Here is a 17,105-nt window from a genome sequence, read left to right on the forward strand (position 1 = left end):
TCACGATGCGCGGATCAAACCTTGACCAGCGGACCCTTCGAGGTCGGCCCCTTGGAGCCGCCGGGGCCGCCCGGCTTGTTGGGCTTGCCCGGCGGGCGCTTGCGGGCACCGGGCAGCTTTTCCTGCTTCGGCGTGACCGGCCCCTCGACGAACTCGAAACCGATCTTCTCCTTGGTCTCGTCGGCCTCGTCCTTGACCAGGACAACGCGAACGTGGCCACCGCTCTTGAGCTTGCCGAACAGCACCTCATCAGCCAGAGGTTTCTTGATGTGCTCCTGGATCACGCGGGCCATGGGGCGCGCGCCCATCTGCTCGTCGTAACCATGCTGGACCAGCCAAGCCTTGGCGGGGTCGGACAGTTCGATGGTGACGTCGCGGTCGCCGAGCTGCGCTTCGAGCTGAAGCACGAACTTCTCGACGACGGTGCCGATCACTTCGACGCTGAGATGACCGAACGAGACGATGGCGTCGAGACGGTTGCGGAATTCGGGCGCGAACTGCCGGTTGATCGCCTCGTGGTCGTCGCCTTCCCGCTTCGAGCGCGTGAAGCCGAACGCCTGCTTGGCGAGATCCGAAGCACCTGCGTTCGTGGTCATGATCAGGATCACGTTGCGGAAGTTGACCTGCTTGCCATTGTGGTCGGTGAGCCGGCCGTGGTCCATGATCTGGAGCAGCACGTTGTAGAGGTCGGGATGCGCCTTCTCGATTTCGTCGAGCAGCACCACGCAGTGCGGATGCTGGTCGACACCGTCGGTGAGCAGGCCGCCCTGATCGAAGCCGACATAGCCGGGAGGCGCGCCGATCAGGCGCGACACGGTGTGCCGCTCCATGTATTCCGACATGTCGAAGCGCAACAACTCGACGCCGAGGCTCGCCGCGAGCTGCTTTGCCACCTCCGTCTTGCCGACGCCGGTGGGACCGGAGAACAAATAGCAACCGATCGGCTTCTCCGGCTCACGCAGGCCGGCACGCGCCAGCTTGATCGATGCCGCGAGCGACTCGATCGCCTTGTCCTGCCCGAACACGGTGCGCTTCAGGGTCTGCTCGAGATGCTTGAGCACCTCGGCATCATCCTTCGACACGCTCTTTGGCGGGATCCGCGCCATCGAGGCGATCGTGGTCTCGATCTCCTTGATGCCGATGGTCTTCTTGCGCTTGTTCTCGGCCACCAGCATCTGCGCCGCACCTGATTCGTCGATGACGTCGATCGCCTTGTCGGGCAGCTTGCGGTCGTGGATATAGCGCGAGGACAGCTGTACGGCGGCCTCAATCGCCTCATTGGTGTATTTCAGACGGTGGTAGTCTTCGAAGTAGGGCTTGAGACCCTTGAGGATGGCAATCGCGTCCTCGACCGTCGGCTCGTTGATGTCGATCTTCTGGAAGCGCCGCACCAGCGCGCGGTCCTTCTCGAAGTGCTGGCGGTATTCCTTGTAGGTAGTCGAACCCATGCAGCGGATCGTGCCAGAGGCAAGCGCGGGCTTGAGCAGGTTCGAGGCATCCATCGCCCCGCCCGACGTTGCGCCCGCACCGATCACGGTGTGGATCTCGTCGATGAACAGGATGGCATTGGGGTGCGCCTCGAGTTCCTTCAGCACCTGCTTGAGGCGCTCCTCGAAGTCGCCACGGTAGCGCGTGCCGGCGAGCAGCGTGCCCATGTCGAGCGAGAACACGGTCGCGGCCGCCAGAACCTCCGGCACCTCGCTGTCGACGATACGCTTGGCAAGGCCCTCCGCAATCGCAGTCTTGCCGACGCCGGCCTCGCCAACGAACAGCGGATTGTTCTTCTGCCGGCGGCACAGCACCTGGATCGCGCGATTGATCTCGGAATTGCGTCCGATCACCGGGTCGATCTTGCCGTCGCGCGCCTTCTTGTTGAGGTTGACGCAGTAGGTCTCGAGCGCTTCGCCCTTCTTCTTGGCGTCCTCGCTGCCCTTGGTCTCGGTCTCCTCATCGACGCCGCGCACCGGCCGCGCCTCGGAGACGCCCGGCCGCTTGGCGATGCCGTGGCTGATGTAGTTGACGGCGTCATAGCGCGTCATGTCCTGCTCCTGCAGGAAGTACGCGGCATGGCTCTCGCGCTCGGCAAAGATCGCGATCAGCACGTTGGCGCCGGTCACCTCTTCGCGACCGGAGGACTGGACGTGGATTACCGCGCGCTGGATCACGCGCTGGAAACCGGCGGTCGGCTTGGCGTCGTCGGCTCCGTCAGTCACCAGGTTTTCGAATTCGGTCTCAAGGTAGTTGACGAGACTCGTACGGAGCTTGTCGAGATCGACGCTACAGGCGCGCATGACCGCAGCTGCATCGGAATCGTCGATCAGGGAGAGCAATAGATGCTCGAGCGTCGCATATTGGTGATGACGCTCATTGGCGATCGCCAGTGCACGATGCAGGGATTGTTCAAGGCTTTGGGAAAAAGTCGGCATTCGCGTCCTCTATGGCCCCCACCATCATGATCGCCATCGCCCGGTCAGGCAACAACAACCTTTGTCACATATAGTTATACAAGGTCGCGGCGAAAGACCGGTTCCGCGACTCGGCGGCTTCGATAGCTGCGGTATTCTCGATGCAAAACCCGTTCCGATTTGGGCAGGAGTCTTAGACAGAATCTCGCCGGCGGGATTTCCGTAGTTTTGCCGGTAGCTGCGCCCGGACGACACGCCAAAGCACCATCACGAGGCATCACGCGGCAAATCACGCTCCGCCATGTGCCAGGGTCGGCTTCGAACGCGCCGTGATGCGCCCTATTTCTTTTCCATCACGCATTGCAGCGGGTGCTGGTGCTTGCGGGCGAAATCCATCACCTGCGTCACCTTGGTCTCGGCAATCTCGTAGGTGAACACGCCGCACTCGCCGATGCCATGATGATGGACGTGCAACATGATCTTCGTCGCGGCCTCGACGTCCTTCTGGAAGAACTTCTCCAGCACGTGGACGACGAACTCCATCGGAGTGTAGTCGTCGTTCAGGATCAGCACGCGATAGAGGTTCGGCCGCTTGGTCTTCGGTTTGACCTTGGTGATGACGGACGTGTTCGGACCCGCCGGGCCACCGGAACGGTTCTCGTCATTGCTCATCCGGGGAGCGTGGCCGGCAGCGGCCGTGGACAGGTCTACTCTGGAAGTCAGTTGCGGCATGGCTCAGGCGTTCAAATTCCCCACGGAAGCGTATGACGGCTCACCGGCCGGCCCCGCCCTCGGGAGCCTCGCGCAGGCGCGCCGCCCTGATCGCCGCTTCCAACCGGTCCGGTCGGGCCGGAGCGATTACCGGGAATATGGGCCTGCCCCCGGCTCGCCGCAAGCGTGCAGAGGTCCAACCGATGCGGCCGCGGCGGTCCCGATTCCCGGTCCGGCGATCCCCACCAAGGTTAATCAATTCGGACCGATTTGACAAAGCAATCCGCTCCCGAGTTTCAGGGCCATTAACCAGAAACACCGTTCGGAACGGGAACGCGACCTTTTGCGCGGCACTAACCCCGGCTTTGTACGGTCGAGTTTACCTGGAATTCAACTGCGGGGCCTGAAATCGGGAGAAATTATTGATTTCGGGGAAAATCATGTTTCGCCTGCCCGTTGTCCGGTGCATTCGTCGATACCTAACGCGTTTTGCCGCCGCCGAGCAGGCCAACGTCGCCGTTCTCTTTGCGATCATGCTGTTCCCGACCATCTATCTGCTCGGCATGACGATGGATTACACCCAGGCCCAACGTCGCCAATCGCAGCTCGACGCCGCGGCCGACGCTGCTGCTATCGCGGCCGTGACGCCATCGATGATGGCCCAAACCACGACGGTCGCACAAACGACTGCCACCAACATTTTCAACGCGACCGCGAACGCAATCGCCGGCGGCCTGTCTGGGGCGCCGGTCCTGACGGTCACTGTCGGCAATGTCGGTCTGGTGCGCACGGCGACCGTGACTTACACCGCGAATTCCAGGAACGCCTTCCCGAGCGTGCTCGGCACTCCGGTGTGGCCGATCAGGGGCGGAGCGACCGCCAGCGCTTCCGGTGCGCCGAACATCAACTTCTATCTGCTGCTGGATGACTCGCCATCGATGGGCATCGCGGCGACGGCGAACGATATCTCCAACATGATAACGGCGACGAAGAACCAGCCCGGCGGCTCGGCAAATTGCGCGTTCGCCTGCCATGAAGCCCATCCTAACCTCGACAGCGGCGCAAACTCCTCGACCAAGGACAATCTTACCATCGCGCGCAACAACAATATCACGCTGCGCATCGATCTCGTCGCCCAGGCCACCGCAAGTCTCATGAGCACGGCGCAAGCCAAAGAGGCCGTGAACAACAACACTTACAAGGCCGCGATCTATACTTTCGACTACGGCTTCAACACGGTTTACGCGCCATCGGGGCTGCCATCCGCCGACCTGACGACTGCTGCCAGTCAGGCCGCCAGCAACATTTCTCTCCTCACCGTCGACCATCAGAACTGTGTGGTCTCGGGATGCGCCATCACCACCGACTATGGCACCGACATCGAGAATGCCCTCTCGAGCGTCAATGCCCTCATGCCCGCACCTGGCGGCGGATCCAACCAAACCGGGGACACGCCTCAGGAAGTGGTATTCCTCGTCACCGACGGGGTCGACGACAAGATCGTATCGCTAAGGTCGTCCTGCAGCGGCACGCCGATTGCCACCGGCTCCAAATACCGATGCCAGCAACCCATCGACACGTCGATATGCACGACGATCAAGAACAGGGGGATTCGCATCGCGGTGCTCTATACCGAGTACCTGCCGCTCACAAGCAACAGCTGGTATAATTCCTACATCTCAACATTCAACAGCCCCTCGTCGTCGAGCGGACAGATCGCGCAGAACCTGCAATCCTGCGCGTCGTCACCCGACTTGTTCTCTGACGTGCAATCGGGCGGTGACATCACAGGCGCGCTGAACAAACTTTTCCAGAAGGTCGTGGAAACGGCCCCTCACCTGACCAATTGAGAGAACGCATGACCGGCCCGCAGAGAAAATGGCGGCTGCGCGATCTCCTCGCCGCATTCCGCAAAGACACCAAAGGGGCGAACGCGGTCGAATTCGCCCTCGTCGCACCGGCATTCATCGCGTTGCTGGTTGGAATCATCCAGATCTTCCTGGTCTTCTTCGGTCAGCAATTGCTGCAGCAGGTCGTGCAGCAATCGGCTCGACAGATTCTGACCGGTCAGGTGCAAGGGGCCGGGATGACGCAGACCCAATTTTCGAACCTGGTCTGCTCGCAGGTCCGCATCATCTTCAACTGCAACAAGTTGATGATCAGCGTCCAATCCGCGAGCAGCTGGTCGACGTTGAGCGCGGCGGCTCCAACACTGACGTTCGATGCCAACGGGAATGTCACCAACAACTGGCCCTACAGCCCCGGAGGACCCGGCTCCAAGGTCATTCTGGAGGTGATCTACCAATGGCCGGTGTTCGGGGGACCGCTCGGCTTTACCCTCGCAAACCTTCCGAACGGCAATCGCCAGATCACGGCGTCCGCCGCATTCCAGAATGAGCCCTATCAATGATCCGCCGGTCGGTGCGCCTGAAGGAATTCCGAGCCAATGAAGACGCGGTGGCAGCGATCGAGTTTGCCATCGTACTGCCGTTCATGCTGTTGCTTTGCATCGGCGGGGTCGAGCTCGGCAACGCGCTCTCGATCAACGTCAAGGTGACGAATACGGTGCACACGATCGCCGACATCGTGTCGCAGAACAAATGCGTGACCACGAGCGACGTGACCGGCATCCTGAGCGCCTCATCCTACGTCCTCTCGCCTTATGACATCACCAAGGCCGTCGTAACCGTGTCGGAGGTGCAGCCGAACGGCGACAACGCCACAGCCAAGGTGATCTGGAGCCAATCGCTCAACGGCACGGCACGGACGGTCGGGACAACCGTCAATTTGCCGACAGCCTTGACGGGGGTGCCCACCACGAGTGGGCTCATCCTCGGTGAAGCGACGTATTTCTATACACCCAACCTCGGCTACACGATCAGCGGCACGGTTGCGCTCAGCGACAGCTATTACCTCTATCCTCGCCAGACGAGCTTCGTCCCCGCCATCACGAGCGGGACGACGCCGCCGGTGCCGGGAACCTCGTGTCCCACTTCTTGACCTGTTGCGCTCGCAAAAAAAGCCCGGCCGAAGCAGCCGGGCTTTCGATTCCAGGAGTTCAGAAAATTACTGGGCGGCCGGGGTAAACTTCGACACGACTGTTTCGACCGGCTTGAACGCCTGCTTGGCGAGGTCGCTGTAGAGCCCGGCGATCTTCTGCGATTCCGCGACGAACGTCTCATAGGCAGAACGGGCGAAATCGGTCTGCGCTTCCAGCGCCTTGTCCAGCGACTTCACACCGGACAGCTTCTCGACGAAGGACTTGGTGTCTTCGAACGACTTCTTCGTGTAGTCGCCATAGGCGCTGGCGATTGCCTGGAGGCCGTGCTGCACGGAGGTTGCGGAGGCAACGCAGCTCTCGAAATGCTCTTTTCCGTAGTTCTGAAAGTCTTCAACCTTGAACATCTTGGAATCCTTTTCCCTGGCTCGCGTCCGGAAGCCCCGGCTCCCCGACTGTCCCCACGATTAGTGCAACGCACAAAAAAGGTCAAGAATATTGTGCATCGCACAAATATCAATCCAAGTTACGGAAATTCTCGGGCTTTCCCGCAAGGGTTCCTTAAGCTTTTGGAAACCGCGGCCCCCTACCCTGATTCCCTGGACGTGTTCACATCCGCAGACGGTCAAAAGCCGTTCGAGAACATCACCTTAGCCAGAATAGCGGCTCAGGTCCAACGTCCCCCGCAGTGAGCACCAGCGGAGGGACAGCCTGAGCAGGTAATGATCCCGGGTCAGCAGGGCACAATTTCGCCTCACGAGCCGGTGATCAAGTCACAAACGGGGACGGGGTTCCATGCTTCGTAACAAGTGGTCTTCCTCGCGCTTGGCGCGGGTTGGCGTTTTCGGACTTCTCACGGTCACCGCGGCGGTCATTGTGACGACCGATGCGGCCGACGCGCGGCGCTACCGACGCCATTCCGCGCACCATCGGGTGCATCGCGACGTCTCCGAGAGCTACAGCCCGCAATTCGCGTCGATCATCGTCGACGGCAATTCCGGCGCGGTGCTGCAGGCAACCAGCCCCGATGGGCTGCGCCATCCCGCCTCGCTCACCAAGATCATGACGCTCTACCTGCTGTTCGAGCGCCTCGAGTCCGGCAAGATGAAGCTTGATACCGAGATGCCGGTATCCCAGCATGCCGCCGACCAGGACCCGACCAAGCTCAATCTGCGCGCCGGCCAGACCATCCGCGTCGAGGACGCGATCAAGGGTCTTGTCACCCGCTCGGCCAACGACGCGGCCGTGGTGATTGCGGAAGCGATCGCCGGCGACGAGGACGATTTTGCCGCGATGATGACGCGCAAGGCGCGCGCGCTCGGCATGTCCAAGACGGTCTATCGCAACGCCAACGGCCTTCCCAACGACGAGCAGGTCACCACGGCACGCGACCAGGCAACGCTCGGCCGCGCCATCCAGGAGCGCTTCCCGCGCTACTATCGTTATTTCTCGACTACCTCGTTCACCTGGCGTGGCGAGCAGATCCGCAACCACAATCACCTGCTCGGCAGCGTCGAGGGCGTCGACGGCATCAAGACCGGCTACACCCGAGCTTCCGGCTTCAATCTCGTGACCTCGATACGCCGCGGCAACCGCCATCTGATCGGTGTGGTGCTGGGCGGCCGCAGCGGCGGCTCGCGCGATGCCATCATGCGCAACCTGCTTGCGGAGAACCTCGACAAGGGCGCAACCACCCACACTGTTGCCGCAGTGACCGAGCGAAACAGCGCTGACGCCAGCACCGAGGTGGCCGATGCTTCGGAGACCTCGGCCCGTCCCGTTCCCCCGGTTCAGGTCGCGGCCGCTCCTGCCCCCGAGGCAGCCGCGCCGCGTCCCTCGCGTCTGGCGACGCTTGCCGCTGCGACCGCCGCGATGCCGCCGATGCAGCCCAAGCCAGAAGCCAAGGCCACGGAATCCAAGATTGAGCCCGCGCCGCTTACCAGCGGCGTGATCACCAGTCAGCCGCTCTCCCTGATCCCGGGTTCGTCCGAGCCGATGAAGCCCGTGCGGGTCAAGACGGTTCAAGTCAAGGCTGGTGCGGTGAAGGTCGCGTCCGCCGCCCCCACGCAGGTCGCGCCGCAAGTCACCAGCACGATTTCGCCCCGTCCTGACGTCGCGGAAACCTCCGGCGCGGTCGTTGCCAAGGCCGACATGATCAATAAGCCGGAACCGGTCAAGGCCGATGTCGCCCGTGCCGAATTGCCGCACCAGCCGGTGGGCTTCGGCACCGGCAACGGCATCCTCGGCGTGCTGCCGGCGGCCACCGCCGCTGCACCGGCGCCCGCGCCAGTCGCCAAGATGGCCTCCGCCGATCCGGCGCCGCAGCCGATCCAGATGAGCGCCCCCACCAAGCCGATCGTCACCCGTAGCGGCTGGATCGTCCAGGTTGGCGCGCTCGAGAGCGAAAGCGAAGCGCAGCAGCGCATTGAAGCGGCCCGCAGTTCGGCCCACGGCCTGCTCAGCAAGGCCGATCCGTTCACCGAGCCGGTCGTCGCCAGGGATAACCGCAAGCTCTACCGGGCCCGCTTCGCTGGGCTCGAGCGAGACCAGGCCGAAGCGGTGTGCCGGACGCTGAAGCGCGCCGACATCTCCTGCATGACGGTCCGCAACTGATCTCTCAGCCCCTTCCCAGCAAAATGCCCGCGCCTTGCGCGGGCATTTTTGTTTTTGGGACGCGGTGGCGCCGGTGGCCGTTCCGCGACAACCTCTCGTCAAGAATTTACGGTTAAGACTTTGCTCAAGGGATCGACCACGCCGACAATGGCGGGCAACGGCAAACAGAGCAAGCGGAGCTTACGCGGTACGGGCGTTTGTGGCGTGGTGCCGGAGTTAGCCGTTATGCGTACGAAGCAGAGTATCCTTGGCCTCGTTTACACGGGCAGCGAGGTACGTCGACCCCCCTTGGTCGGGATGCAGTTTCTTCATGAGGGACTTGTGCGCCCGGCTGATGTCGTCGCGCCCCGCTCCCGGCTGCAAGCCAAGGATCTGATAGGCTTCCTCCGTCGTCATTTTGCCGCTCGCCGCCGTGCGGCGCTGCCCCCCTGCCGCATCGCCCTGCGCGTTCTGACGCCAAGCGGGAAACCGGCGGTCCAGATAGCTTTCAAGTAAGGCCACGCTCTCGGCGTCGAACGCCGGGACCATCGCCAGCAGGCCCGCAAGATCGAACTCGTCGAGATTGCGCCCCGCGTAGGGCCCGGCGACGATCTGGCCCGAGAGCTGGCCGGAGTCGTGATCAAGCCGCATGTCCAGAAACTGCGAGCGCACGCGCGAGCTCTGTCCGGATGGGCGTGTTGCGCCACCGCCGAATAGACCGCCCATATTGCCGAACCCCGCATTGGCCAGCGGCGTCCAGCCGAGCAGTCCGGCACCGAATATCCCGAGCGGAATCGCGACTGCCAGCTCACCCCTCAACCCGGTGAAGGCGGCCACTGCGAGTGCGACCACGCCTCCGCCGAGCTTGATAGCGCGCGCCAGCACCGCCGGATTGGCGGCGCGGAACATCTGGAGCAACAGATAGAGTGTGATAACGGCGACGACGCCGGCGATCAGAGTCATTTCCGGAATATAGCCGCCCTTCCGGCAAATTGCATGGCGTCCGCCTCGGCACAGGCTGCACAGTTGAGCTGCTACTTCATCTGTCCAATCAGCTGCGCCGCACCGCTTGCCGTCTTCGCCAGCCTCAGCAGCGCCTCGCGGCCCCCGGCAGCGTAGGCTGCGGCGGCCCGCAACAGATCGCGCAGCTGCGCCGCCGCGCCTGGATCGAACCGGCACCAGGCGCCGCCGGTCAGACGCGCGATCTCCCGAAACGTCTGCTCGGCGCGCACATCATGGCCCTCCTGGAACAGGAACACCGGCACTTTCAACATGCCGAGCTCGCCGGCCTTGGCACAGAGCGCGTCAACCTTCTCCTCGATGGCGTCGCCAACGAAGACCACGGCACGCACGCCCGATGCGACCGCCTCGCGCCGCGCGTCGGTCAGCACCCTGCCGATCTGGGTGTCGCCGCCACGGCAATCGATCTTGCTCATCAGCGCCGCGAGCTTGCCACTGTCGGAAATCCACCCGGTGGCACGGCATTCGTTGTAGCCGCGGTAATAGACAAGCCTGATATCGAGACTTCCGAGCGCCGCAGCTTCGCGAAACATGTCGGCCTGAAGCGCACAGGCCATGTCCCAGGTCGGTTGCCGGCTCATCGTCGCATCCAGCGCAAAGATCAAGCGGCCCTTCGCGCCGGGTGCATGCGGCGACAGCGCACGCGCCTTGGCGACGAAGGCCGCGACGTCCGCCGAACTCGACGTCTTTGCCTGCGGCAGCGCGGCGTCGCTTTCGGTCCTCGCCGACACAGCATCATGATCGCGCGGTTTGATGGGATCGCCGGGCATCTGAGGTCACACTTGGGCTCGCGCTCCCAATGTGGATAGCGTGCCCTTCCCGGTCAATGCACAAAGCCTCCGCGGGCGGCAGCCGGCGGAGGCTTTGAAGTTTCCAACTATGGCCGAATGGGTCAGCGCTTTTTCGGAGCAGCTCTTCTTCGGATCAACTTTTCGCGGGCGCCATCAGGGCGACTGGACCGGGCTCCAGGATTTTGGGCGGAGCCGAAGTGGTGTCGACCGGCGCGATGGCGCTGTCGGTGTCGCTGAGGAATTTATCGAGCATGCCCTGGATCGAATTCTTGGCGTCGTCCGGACCGGTGTCGCGCATGTCGTTGTGCTGGAAGTCCGTCTTCACGACCTGAATACCGGCCTTCTCGCATTCCTCGTCGGTGGGGATCACGCCCGGATCGGTCTTGAACTGCGGATCATGAGAACGGAACGACAGGATCTTGAACTTGCCGGCGGTCACGAACGGCACGCGGAGATTATCCAGCGTCACGACTTTCTTGACCTCGTCCGGATACTGCTTGGCGAAATACATCGTGATGTCGCCGCCCATTGAGTGGCCGACCATCGTCACCCGGCTGTAATCCGCGTTGGGCTGAACCTTCCTCATTTCCTGCATTGCAAGATGAATGTTGGCGACACCGCGCAGGATCTGCGGCAGGCGGCCGACATAAAGCTCCCCGGGCTTGGTCACCATGGGCGGATCGGTCGGCAGATCGTGCTGCGGGCTGACCACGAGATAGCCGCGCGCTGCAAAGACGTTGGCCAGAAAGCCGTACTCGGTGTTCTTGACGGTATTGCCGTGATTGATAACGGCGACCGGCAGGGTGATCATGCCGGCATTCGCCTGCATTTCCTTGTCGCGACGAACCGCGATGTCGACAGGGACGGGACGATTATCGCGCGAAGCGTCGTAGAAGGTGATGGTCTCGTGCTTGATGGCCCACTTGCTCGCCGTGAAATAAGCGACACCGCAGAGGGCTCCGACAGAAACCAGAACGGCAATTCCACGCTTCATTTTCGTCCTCAGCCTCAGGTCTTTCGACCGACCTGATCCCTGTTGAAAATCGTGTTGTTCGAGGAGCTCTTCGGCTCCTTCGCGCCTATTCCCTAATATATGTCACAGGCGCGTGACAGGAAGGCTAAATATTGTGATCCGGCAGCCCTTTCGTTGTGCGGCGCACACGTTTCGTGAGCACCCTGTTCTGATACCGCTACGTCCGGATGCGGACCACCATCCGACGCAACCCACCGCCTTCGGGTTCAATTTCCCGATGAATGTCCGGTGAAAACGACTTCGGGTGCGCCGGGTTCCGGTGGGAACCGGCTGCCATGAACGACCAGAAGTAGCATCGTACCGCCTAAGCCCCGAGGATATCGTGAACCTCGAGCGGCTTATCCACCTGGTTGAACCACTCGGCGCGATTTGCCGCACGGCGCCGTCCGCGTTCGTCGAGCGGCAGCTTCAGCTGGCGAAGCAGGCTCGTGACCTCTTCGCGTGCAGTGAGATGGCCGAGATTGGGCCGCATCCCGAGCGTCGCCTCGTCGATCTCGTCCAGCGCCGTCAGGCCTCGCGGGAAGAACTCGCGATAGACGACGCGTTCGGCGAAGCCGTCGACGTAGCGGAAGCCGAGCCGGAGCGACAAATCCTTCAACCCCTCGGCGACGAGCTGCTTGTTGCGGGAGCCGAGCATCGACAGGCGGTTGCGGACGACGATCCAATCGGTGGTCGAGCCGTCGAGCTGGCGGCGCTTCCGCCTGACGTCGCGCACCATCTCCGCGTAATGGCTCTCACCCGTTACGGCATAGTTGGCGGGATCGACGGTGCCGAGCACGTCGAAATCGAGGAAGCTGTCGTTGATTGGGGTGACCAGTGTGTCGGCCATCGAATGGGCGAGCCGCATCAGGTAGCTGTCGGTGCCTGGGGTATCGATCACGATGAAGTCGAAGCTGCTCTCGACCGCCGAGACCGCCTCCATGAATTGCTGGAACTCGGAATTCTCATTCTCGGCGATCTGCATGGTCTCGCCGAGCTTGATGCAGCGATGCGCCGGTAATTCGAGGTCGAGCTTGGTGCGGCGGGCCCAGGCGGATCGGTTGTTGATATAGCGGGTGAAGCTTTGCTGGCGGCAGTCGAGATCGATGGTGGCGACGCGCTGGCCGGCCTTCAAGAGCGCAACCGCGATATGCAGGGCGGTGGTGGATTTGCCGGAGCCGCCCTTCTCATTGCCGAGTACGACGACGTGCGCCGAGCCGGATTGGCTTTGGCTGGCCTGCACAAGCATGGCGATCCTCAACACCCCTGAACAATATCTTCGAGTTGGCCGCGTCTTCGGTCAAGTGAAATGCGTGACAGGATGACGAAATCAGAATGCGCTGGTCATCATTATGAATCGTATCGCGACGTCGCGCCTATCATCCAGCTCACAACGGCGCGACATAATCGCTGCGGACGATTCTGTGCCTGATGTCGATGCATGGCGTCCACGACCGCCGCTTGTTAAGGTTAGCCGTCCGCGCCCTCCCAACCTTGCCGAGTCCTGATGTCATCAAGCCCCTTGATTTCCCGCACGGTGCCCGCTCTGCGACGCGCCGTCGACGGCCTTCGCAAGCGAAAGGCCACGATCGCGCTGGTTCCAACCATGGGGGCGCTCCATGACGGCCATGTGTCGCTGGTGCGCCTCGCCAAGCGGCGCGCTAGTCGCGTCGTGGTCTCGATCTTCGTCAACCCGACCCAGTTCGCACCGTCAGAGGATTTCGGCGCCTATCCCCGGACCTGGAAGTCCGACATCGCCAAGCTCGCGGCAGAGGACGTCGACATCGTCTGGCATCCCGGCGTCGAAGCGATGTATCCGGAAGGCTTCGCGACGCTGATCGTCCCGGAAGGGCCGGCCCTGGCCGGCCTCGAGGACCGCTTCCGGCCGCACTTCTTTGGCGGTGTCGCAACCGTCGTGGGCAAGCTGTTCACGCAATGCCGGCCCGATGTCGCAATCTTCGGCGAGAAGGACTTCCAGCAGCTTCGCGTGGTGACGCAGATGGCGCGCGATCTCGATCTCGGCGTCAAGGTGATCGGCTCCCGCACCGTGCGCGAGCGCGACGGGCTCGCGATGTCCTCGCGGAACGTCTACCTCTCGGCCGAGGAGCGCCAGACAGCCACCACCCTGTACCGCGCCATGAAGGACAGCGCTCACCGGATCCAGGCCGGCGAAGCCATCGCAGGCGCGATGGCGCGCGGCGCCGAGATCATCAAGGCGGCAGGCTTTGCGCTCGACTATTTCGAGGCGCGCCATGCCGCGACGCTGGCGCCGGTCGCCTCGCGCGAGGATGGACCGCTGCGAATCCTGGTTGCGGCCAAGCTCGGCAGCACACGGCTGATCGACAATATCGCGGTTTAAAGCAGCCCGAGATCGCGCAGCTCGCGCCGCATCGGCTCCGGCATCGCCGCGATTGTGCCTGCCGCCGACCTGCCGAGATCGGGCGGCACGGAATCGTCGGTGAGATAGCGCCAGCCCTGGAACGGGCGCATCGGCCGCGGCGACACCGAGATGACCTTCGGCTGCATCACGATCCGGCAGCGACCGATGCCGTCCTTGTCGCGGAACGGCTCGATGCCAATGATCTTTTCGCGCGCGGCGATCTCACCCTTGATGACCCAATAGAGCGATCCGCCCGCCAGAATCTCGGCGTCGCGCTTGGGCACCATACGGGTGACGTGGACGTGGTGTTGCGGCAGGCCTTTTTTCTTGGCCGTCTGCATCCGTTCGGCGATCCACCCCTTCAATTCCTTGACGGAGTCGCAGCCGACGGCGAGCTTGATCAGATGGAGTGGCATGGCCCAGCATTAGCGGGCCATGCGCAGCTTTTCAAAGCCGAACTAGTCGTTATCCGCAGCCGCGGGCGCCGAGGCCGGCGGCGGCGGAGCCAGCGGAACCGGGGCGGCGGGCGCGGCACGTGCAGCCTTCGGCGCGGGAGGCTTCTTGGCAGCAGGAGCTGCCGAGGTCGCAGCGCTAGCACGTGGCGCCGGCGCTGCTGCGGCCGCATTGGCGGCGGGCGCCTGGCGCGTAGCCGCTGTCGGTGGCTCCGGATTCATGATGCTCACCGGCGGGGTCGACGCGGCGCTCGGAAACTCGGCGTTGGTCGGCTTGCCTGTCGGCATCGATGGCGGCAGCACGGCGATCGGGTTGGGGGGCAGCGCTCCCGGCATTGCCGCGGGCGTATTCCAGGTCGGCGCATAGCGCGCGACCAGCTGATCGTAGAGATGAGAATCCATGTTGGCAGCGACCTGCTGCTGATCCGTCAGCGAACGGAACGCGGCGCAATCGAACTGAGTGCAGCCATCGCGCGCAACCAGCACCTGGGCCACAAGGCCATAGCGGTCACGCTCCAGCGCCTTGCGCAGCACCTTGGTGTCGAGCGTCAAATTCTTGTCGGCGGTTGCAGCGTCGCCGAGCGCAGTCAGCCGGTCTATCCGCGCGGCGGTGTAGGCGACAGCGGCGGCGGCGGCATCGGGCGCGCCGAACAGCGCCTTCTCACAACCAACCGCCACGGCATCGCCTGCGAGATCATCGAGGCAGGCCAGCGCCGGCAAGGTCGCGGTTACCGTGGCCTGGGTGCGGGCTTCCACGGTCGAGGTTTCGGGCGCCGCAGGCCCGTAGATGCGCATGGTCGCAGCCACGGCGATGCCGATCGAGAGCAGCGTGATGACGGTCAGCGCGCCGTTGGCGACCGATTTTTCGGCACGCGCGAGCGTGATCAGCAGGATCAATCCGAAGAAGCCGGCAGCCGCCAGCGTCATCCACATCGGAAAGGCCGGCGAGCGCCAGATTTGGTCGAGCGACGAGGCCCATGCCCAGTTCATGCGCGACGTCCCCTCACGCGAGCAAAGAGCTGATGGTCAAGCGAGCACCGCGAACCGGCAACTGCCCCCGGCCCACCTTGTCGAGGTGAAGCGGGCCTTTTGACGGCGTGCCGAGCAAATTCGTCCGCGATGTCAGTGGGTATTGCCCTCAGCGCATTACGAGAGCGCGAGCTGGCTTTCCTTGGCGACCCGCTCGAAGGCTTCGGTCGAGCTCTTGATCCGGTACTGGTAGTCGTCGCCTTCCGTCGGCAGCAGGCGAATAACCTCGTATGAGCCACTCGCAGCCGGACGCGCGACATTGCTGGCCGTGAACAATACGCGCGTTCCCACGGGGAATTTATGCTTCAACGCCCATCTCCATCACTCAAACAGCGCCGGCCGTGCCCAGGGTCCCCACTGCGACGACCGGCTGAAACCCGGCGTGACGTATAGCACGCGATGCGGCGTTTTGGCCAGCGGTATGCGGGCATGCCAAATGCGCCAATCCCGCAACGTTCTCAGGAGGATAGGTGGGGAACCAGGGGTCCTGTGATACCGCCGGAGCCACCGGGCCTCAGGCGCCGTTAGGCAGCTGACCGTTCGGACTCGCCTGATCGACGGCCTTCGGCAGCTCCTGGGCGAGGATCTCGCCGAGCTGGTCGACCGGGATGTTGTAGCGCGCGGCGAGCTGACGGACGGTGTCGTTGCCCAGCACGGTGCGGAGCTGGTCGGCCGAGATCGGCAGGTTCTGGCCGTTGCCGAGCCATGACTTGACCTGGTTGCCAAAGCCAGCCTGCTCGAGCTTGGCGACGATCGCGCCCAGGCCGCCCTGGTTGTTGTTGCCCATCACCTCGCTCAGCACGGCCGGCAGGACGGCGGCGCCGAGCTGGCCGAGCGCGCTGCGCAGCGCGGGGTTGTTCTCCAGCGAGTCCAGAATTCCCATGGCCGTCCCCTCTTCTGAGCCGTATCCGCTTCGATTGAGCGCCGCGGGCCGGCATGCCGTCAAGCGGCGCCCAATCACATTTCAAGCAAGCATGACCTTGGCGGAGAACCTGTCCCGCTTGTCCGGGTCATGCTCATGCTCACACGTTCTCGAACTTCTCGATGACAAGCGTTTCGGCGAGCCCATCGCGGGTCCACTCCTGGAACGCCGGCATCGCCATCATCGTGTCCATATAGGCCTGGGTCTCCGGCGTGACCTCGATCGCATAGGTGCGGAAACGATGGACGACCGGAGCATACATCGCGTCCGCCGCGCCGAAGCGGCCAAACAAAAACGGCCCGCCGGCGCCGTAGCGGGTCCGGCACGTGCGCCAGATCTCCTGCACGCGCGCGATGTTGGCCTTGGCGTCCGCCGAGAGCGTCACGGGACGCACCGGCCGATGCAGGTTCATCCCGCACTCGCTGCGCAGGGCCATGAAACCCGAATGCATCTCGGCGCAGACCGAACGGGCAAACGCGCGCGCGGCGACGTCGTCGGGCCACAGCTTCTTCTCCGGATATCGCTCGGCAATATACTCGATGATGGCAAGCGAATCCCACACCGTGATATCGCCGTCGACCAGCACCGGCACCTTGCCCGCGCGGCTGAAGGACAGGATCCGCTCCTTGTCGGCGGGATCGTCGGTGTAGAGCGGGATCATGGTCTCGACGAACGGGATGTCGTTGGCGCGGAGCGCAAGCCAGGGCCGCATCGACCAGGACGAGTAGTTCTTGTTGCCGATCGCGAGCTTGAGCGCTGCCATGTCACCGATCCTTCCGGAGGTCTGTTGGAT

17 protein-coding genes are annotated in these 17,105 nt (G+C 63.3%); 5 read left to right on the forward strand and 12 right to left on the reverse strand.

All coding sequences use genetic code 11. The features are described from left to right. Window positions 1-14 precede the first annotated feature (14 nt). Both clpA and clpS read right to left on the reverse strand, forming a co-directional pair. Window positions 15-2,426, reverse strand: coding sequence for an ATP-dependent Clp protease ATP-binding subunit ClpA (clpA, locus tag IF809_RS19085; protein ID WP_128966703.1), 2,412 nt, complete (start codon window positions 2,424-2,426; stop codon window positions 15-17). Window positions 2,427-2,744: 318 nt separating this feature from the next. Next, window positions 2,745-3,077 (reverse strand): ATP-dependent Clp protease adapter ClpS, encoded by a 333-nt coding sequence (gene clpS / locus IF809_RS19090; protein WP_027530069.1) that lies wholly within the window; start codon window positions 3,075-3,077, stop codon window positions 2,745-2,747. A 479-nt stretch (window positions 3,078-3,556) separates the two neighbouring features. Between clpS and IF809_RS19095 the strand changes: the two genes are divergently transcribed. From IF809_RS19095 to IF809_RS19105, 3 genes are read left to right on the forward strand one after another with little or no spacing between them, the layout of a single operon-like run. Further along, window positions 3,557-4,966, forward strand: a complete 1,410-nt coding sequence (locus IF809_RS19095; RefSeq protein WP_453997334.1) for a TadE/TadG family type IV pilus assembly protein — start codon at window positions 3,557-3,559, stop codon at window positions 4,964-4,966. 8 nt (window positions 4,967-4,974) lie between these two features. Continuing rightward, window positions 4,975-5,526, forward strand: coding sequence for a TadE/TadG family type IV pilus assembly protein (locus IF809_RS19100; RefSeq protein WP_453983469.1), 552 nt, complete (start codon window positions 4,975-4,977; stop codon window positions 5,524-5,526). Then, entirely contained in the window at window positions 5,523-6,116 is a 594-nt protein-coding gene (locus tag IF809_RS19105; protein ID WP_128966707.1) for a TadE/TadG family type IV pilus assembly protein, read from the forward strand. The genes IF809_RS19100 and IF809_RS19105 overlap by 4 nt, the downstream gene beginning before the upstream one ends. A 66-nt stretch (window positions 6,117-6,182) precedes the next feature. Here the strand turns inward: IF809_RS19105 and IF809_RS19110 are convergent, their stop codons facing one another. Then, window positions 6,183-6,521 carry a phasin family protein gene (locus IF809_RS19110; protein WP_128966708.1) on the reverse strand — a complete coding sequence of 113 codons (339 nt, stop codon included), beginning with the start codon at window positions 6,519-6,521 and terminating at the stop codon, window positions 6,183-6,185. A 388-nt stretch (window positions 6,522-6,909) separates the two neighbouring features. Between IF809_RS19110 and IF809_RS19115 the strand changes: the two genes are divergently transcribed. Further along, window positions 6,910-8,727, forward strand: a complete 1,818-nt coding sequence (locus tag IF809_RS19115) for a serine hydrolase (RefSeq protein WP_453983468.1) — start codon at window positions 6,910-6,912, stop codon at window positions 8,725-8,727. A gap of 216 nt (window positions 8,728-8,943) precedes the next feature. Here the strand turns inward: IF809_RS19115 and IF809_RS19120 are convergent, their stop codons facing one another. The 4 genes from IF809_RS19120 to IF809_RS19135 form a co-directional block, all read right to left on the reverse strand. Next, on the reverse strand, window positions 8,944-9,669 hold the full coding sequence (locus IF809_RS19120) for a DnaJ domain-containing protein (RefSeq protein WP_453983467.1): 726 nt from the start codon (window positions 9,667-9,669) through the stop codon (window positions 8,944-8,946). Between the two features lie 71 nt (window positions 9,670-9,740). After that, window positions 9,741-10,496, reverse strand: a complete 756-nt coding sequence (locus IF809_RS19125) for a VWA domain-containing protein (protein ID WP_453983466.1) — start codon at window positions 10,494-10,496, stop codon at window positions 9,741-9,743. Between the two features lie 154 nt (window positions 10,497-10,650). After that, complete coding sequence (locus IF809_RS19130) at window positions 10,651-11,511, reverse strand: alpha/beta fold hydrolase (RefSeq protein ID WP_128966712.1); 861 nt, start codon at window positions 11,509-11,511, stop codon at window positions 10,651-10,653. 343 nt (window positions 11,512-11,854) lie between these two features. Next, on the reverse strand, window positions 11,855-12,778 hold the full coding sequence (locus IF809_RS19135; RefSeq protein WP_453983465.1) for a division plane positioning ATPase MipZ: 924 nt from the start codon (window positions 12,776-12,778) through the stop codon (window positions 11,855-11,857). Between the two features lie 258 nt (window positions 12,779-13,036). Between IF809_RS19135 and panC the strand changes: the two genes are divergently transcribed. Next, window positions 13,037-13,888 (forward strand): pantoate--beta-alanine ligase, encoded by an 852-nt coding sequence (gene panC, locus IF809_RS19140; protein ID WP_453983464.1) that lies wholly within the window; start codon window positions 13,037-13,039, stop codon window positions 13,886-13,888. Here the strand turns inward: panC and IF809_RS19145 are convergent. The 5 genes from IF809_RS19145 to IF809_RS19165 form a co-directional block, all read right to left on the reverse strand. Next, the gene (locus IF809_RS19145; RefSeq protein ID WP_128966715.1) at window positions 13,885-14,325 is read right to left on the reverse strand and encodes a DUF1489 family protein; all 441 of its coding nucleotides are present in this window, start codon (window positions 14,323-14,325) and stop codon (window positions 13,885-13,887) included. The genes panC and IF809_RS19145 overlap by 4 nt on opposite strands. Before the next feature lie 42 nt (window positions 14,326-14,367). Further along, window positions 14,368-15,351 carry a hypothetical protein gene (locus IF809_RS19150; protein ID WP_453983463.1) on the reverse strand — a complete coding sequence of 328 codons (984 nt, stop codon included), beginning with the start codon at window positions 15,349-15,351 and terminating at the stop codon, window positions 14,368-14,370. A gap of 156 nt (window positions 15,352-15,507) precedes the next feature. Beyond that, complete coding sequence (locus tag IF809_RS19155; RefSeq protein ID WP_128966717.1) at window positions 15,508-15,699, reverse strand: hypothetical protein; 192 nt, start codon at window positions 15,697-15,699, stop codon at window positions 15,508-15,510. A gap of 205 nt (window positions 15,700-15,904) precedes the next feature. Further along, window positions 15,905-16,273, reverse strand: coding sequence for a YidB family protein (locus tag IF809_RS19160; protein ID WP_453983462.1), 369 nt, complete (start codon window positions 16,271-16,273; stop codon window positions 15,905-15,907). 139 nt (window positions 16,274-16,412) lie between these two features. Then, window positions 16,413-17,075, reverse strand: a complete 663-nt coding sequence (locus IF809_RS19165; protein ID WP_453983461.1) for a glutathione S-transferase family protein — start codon at window positions 17,073-17,075, stop codon at window positions 16,413-16,415. Window positions 17,076-17,105: the final 30 nt, after the last annotated feature.

Source organism: Bradyrhizobium sp. UFLA06-24 (assembly GCF_054967145.1).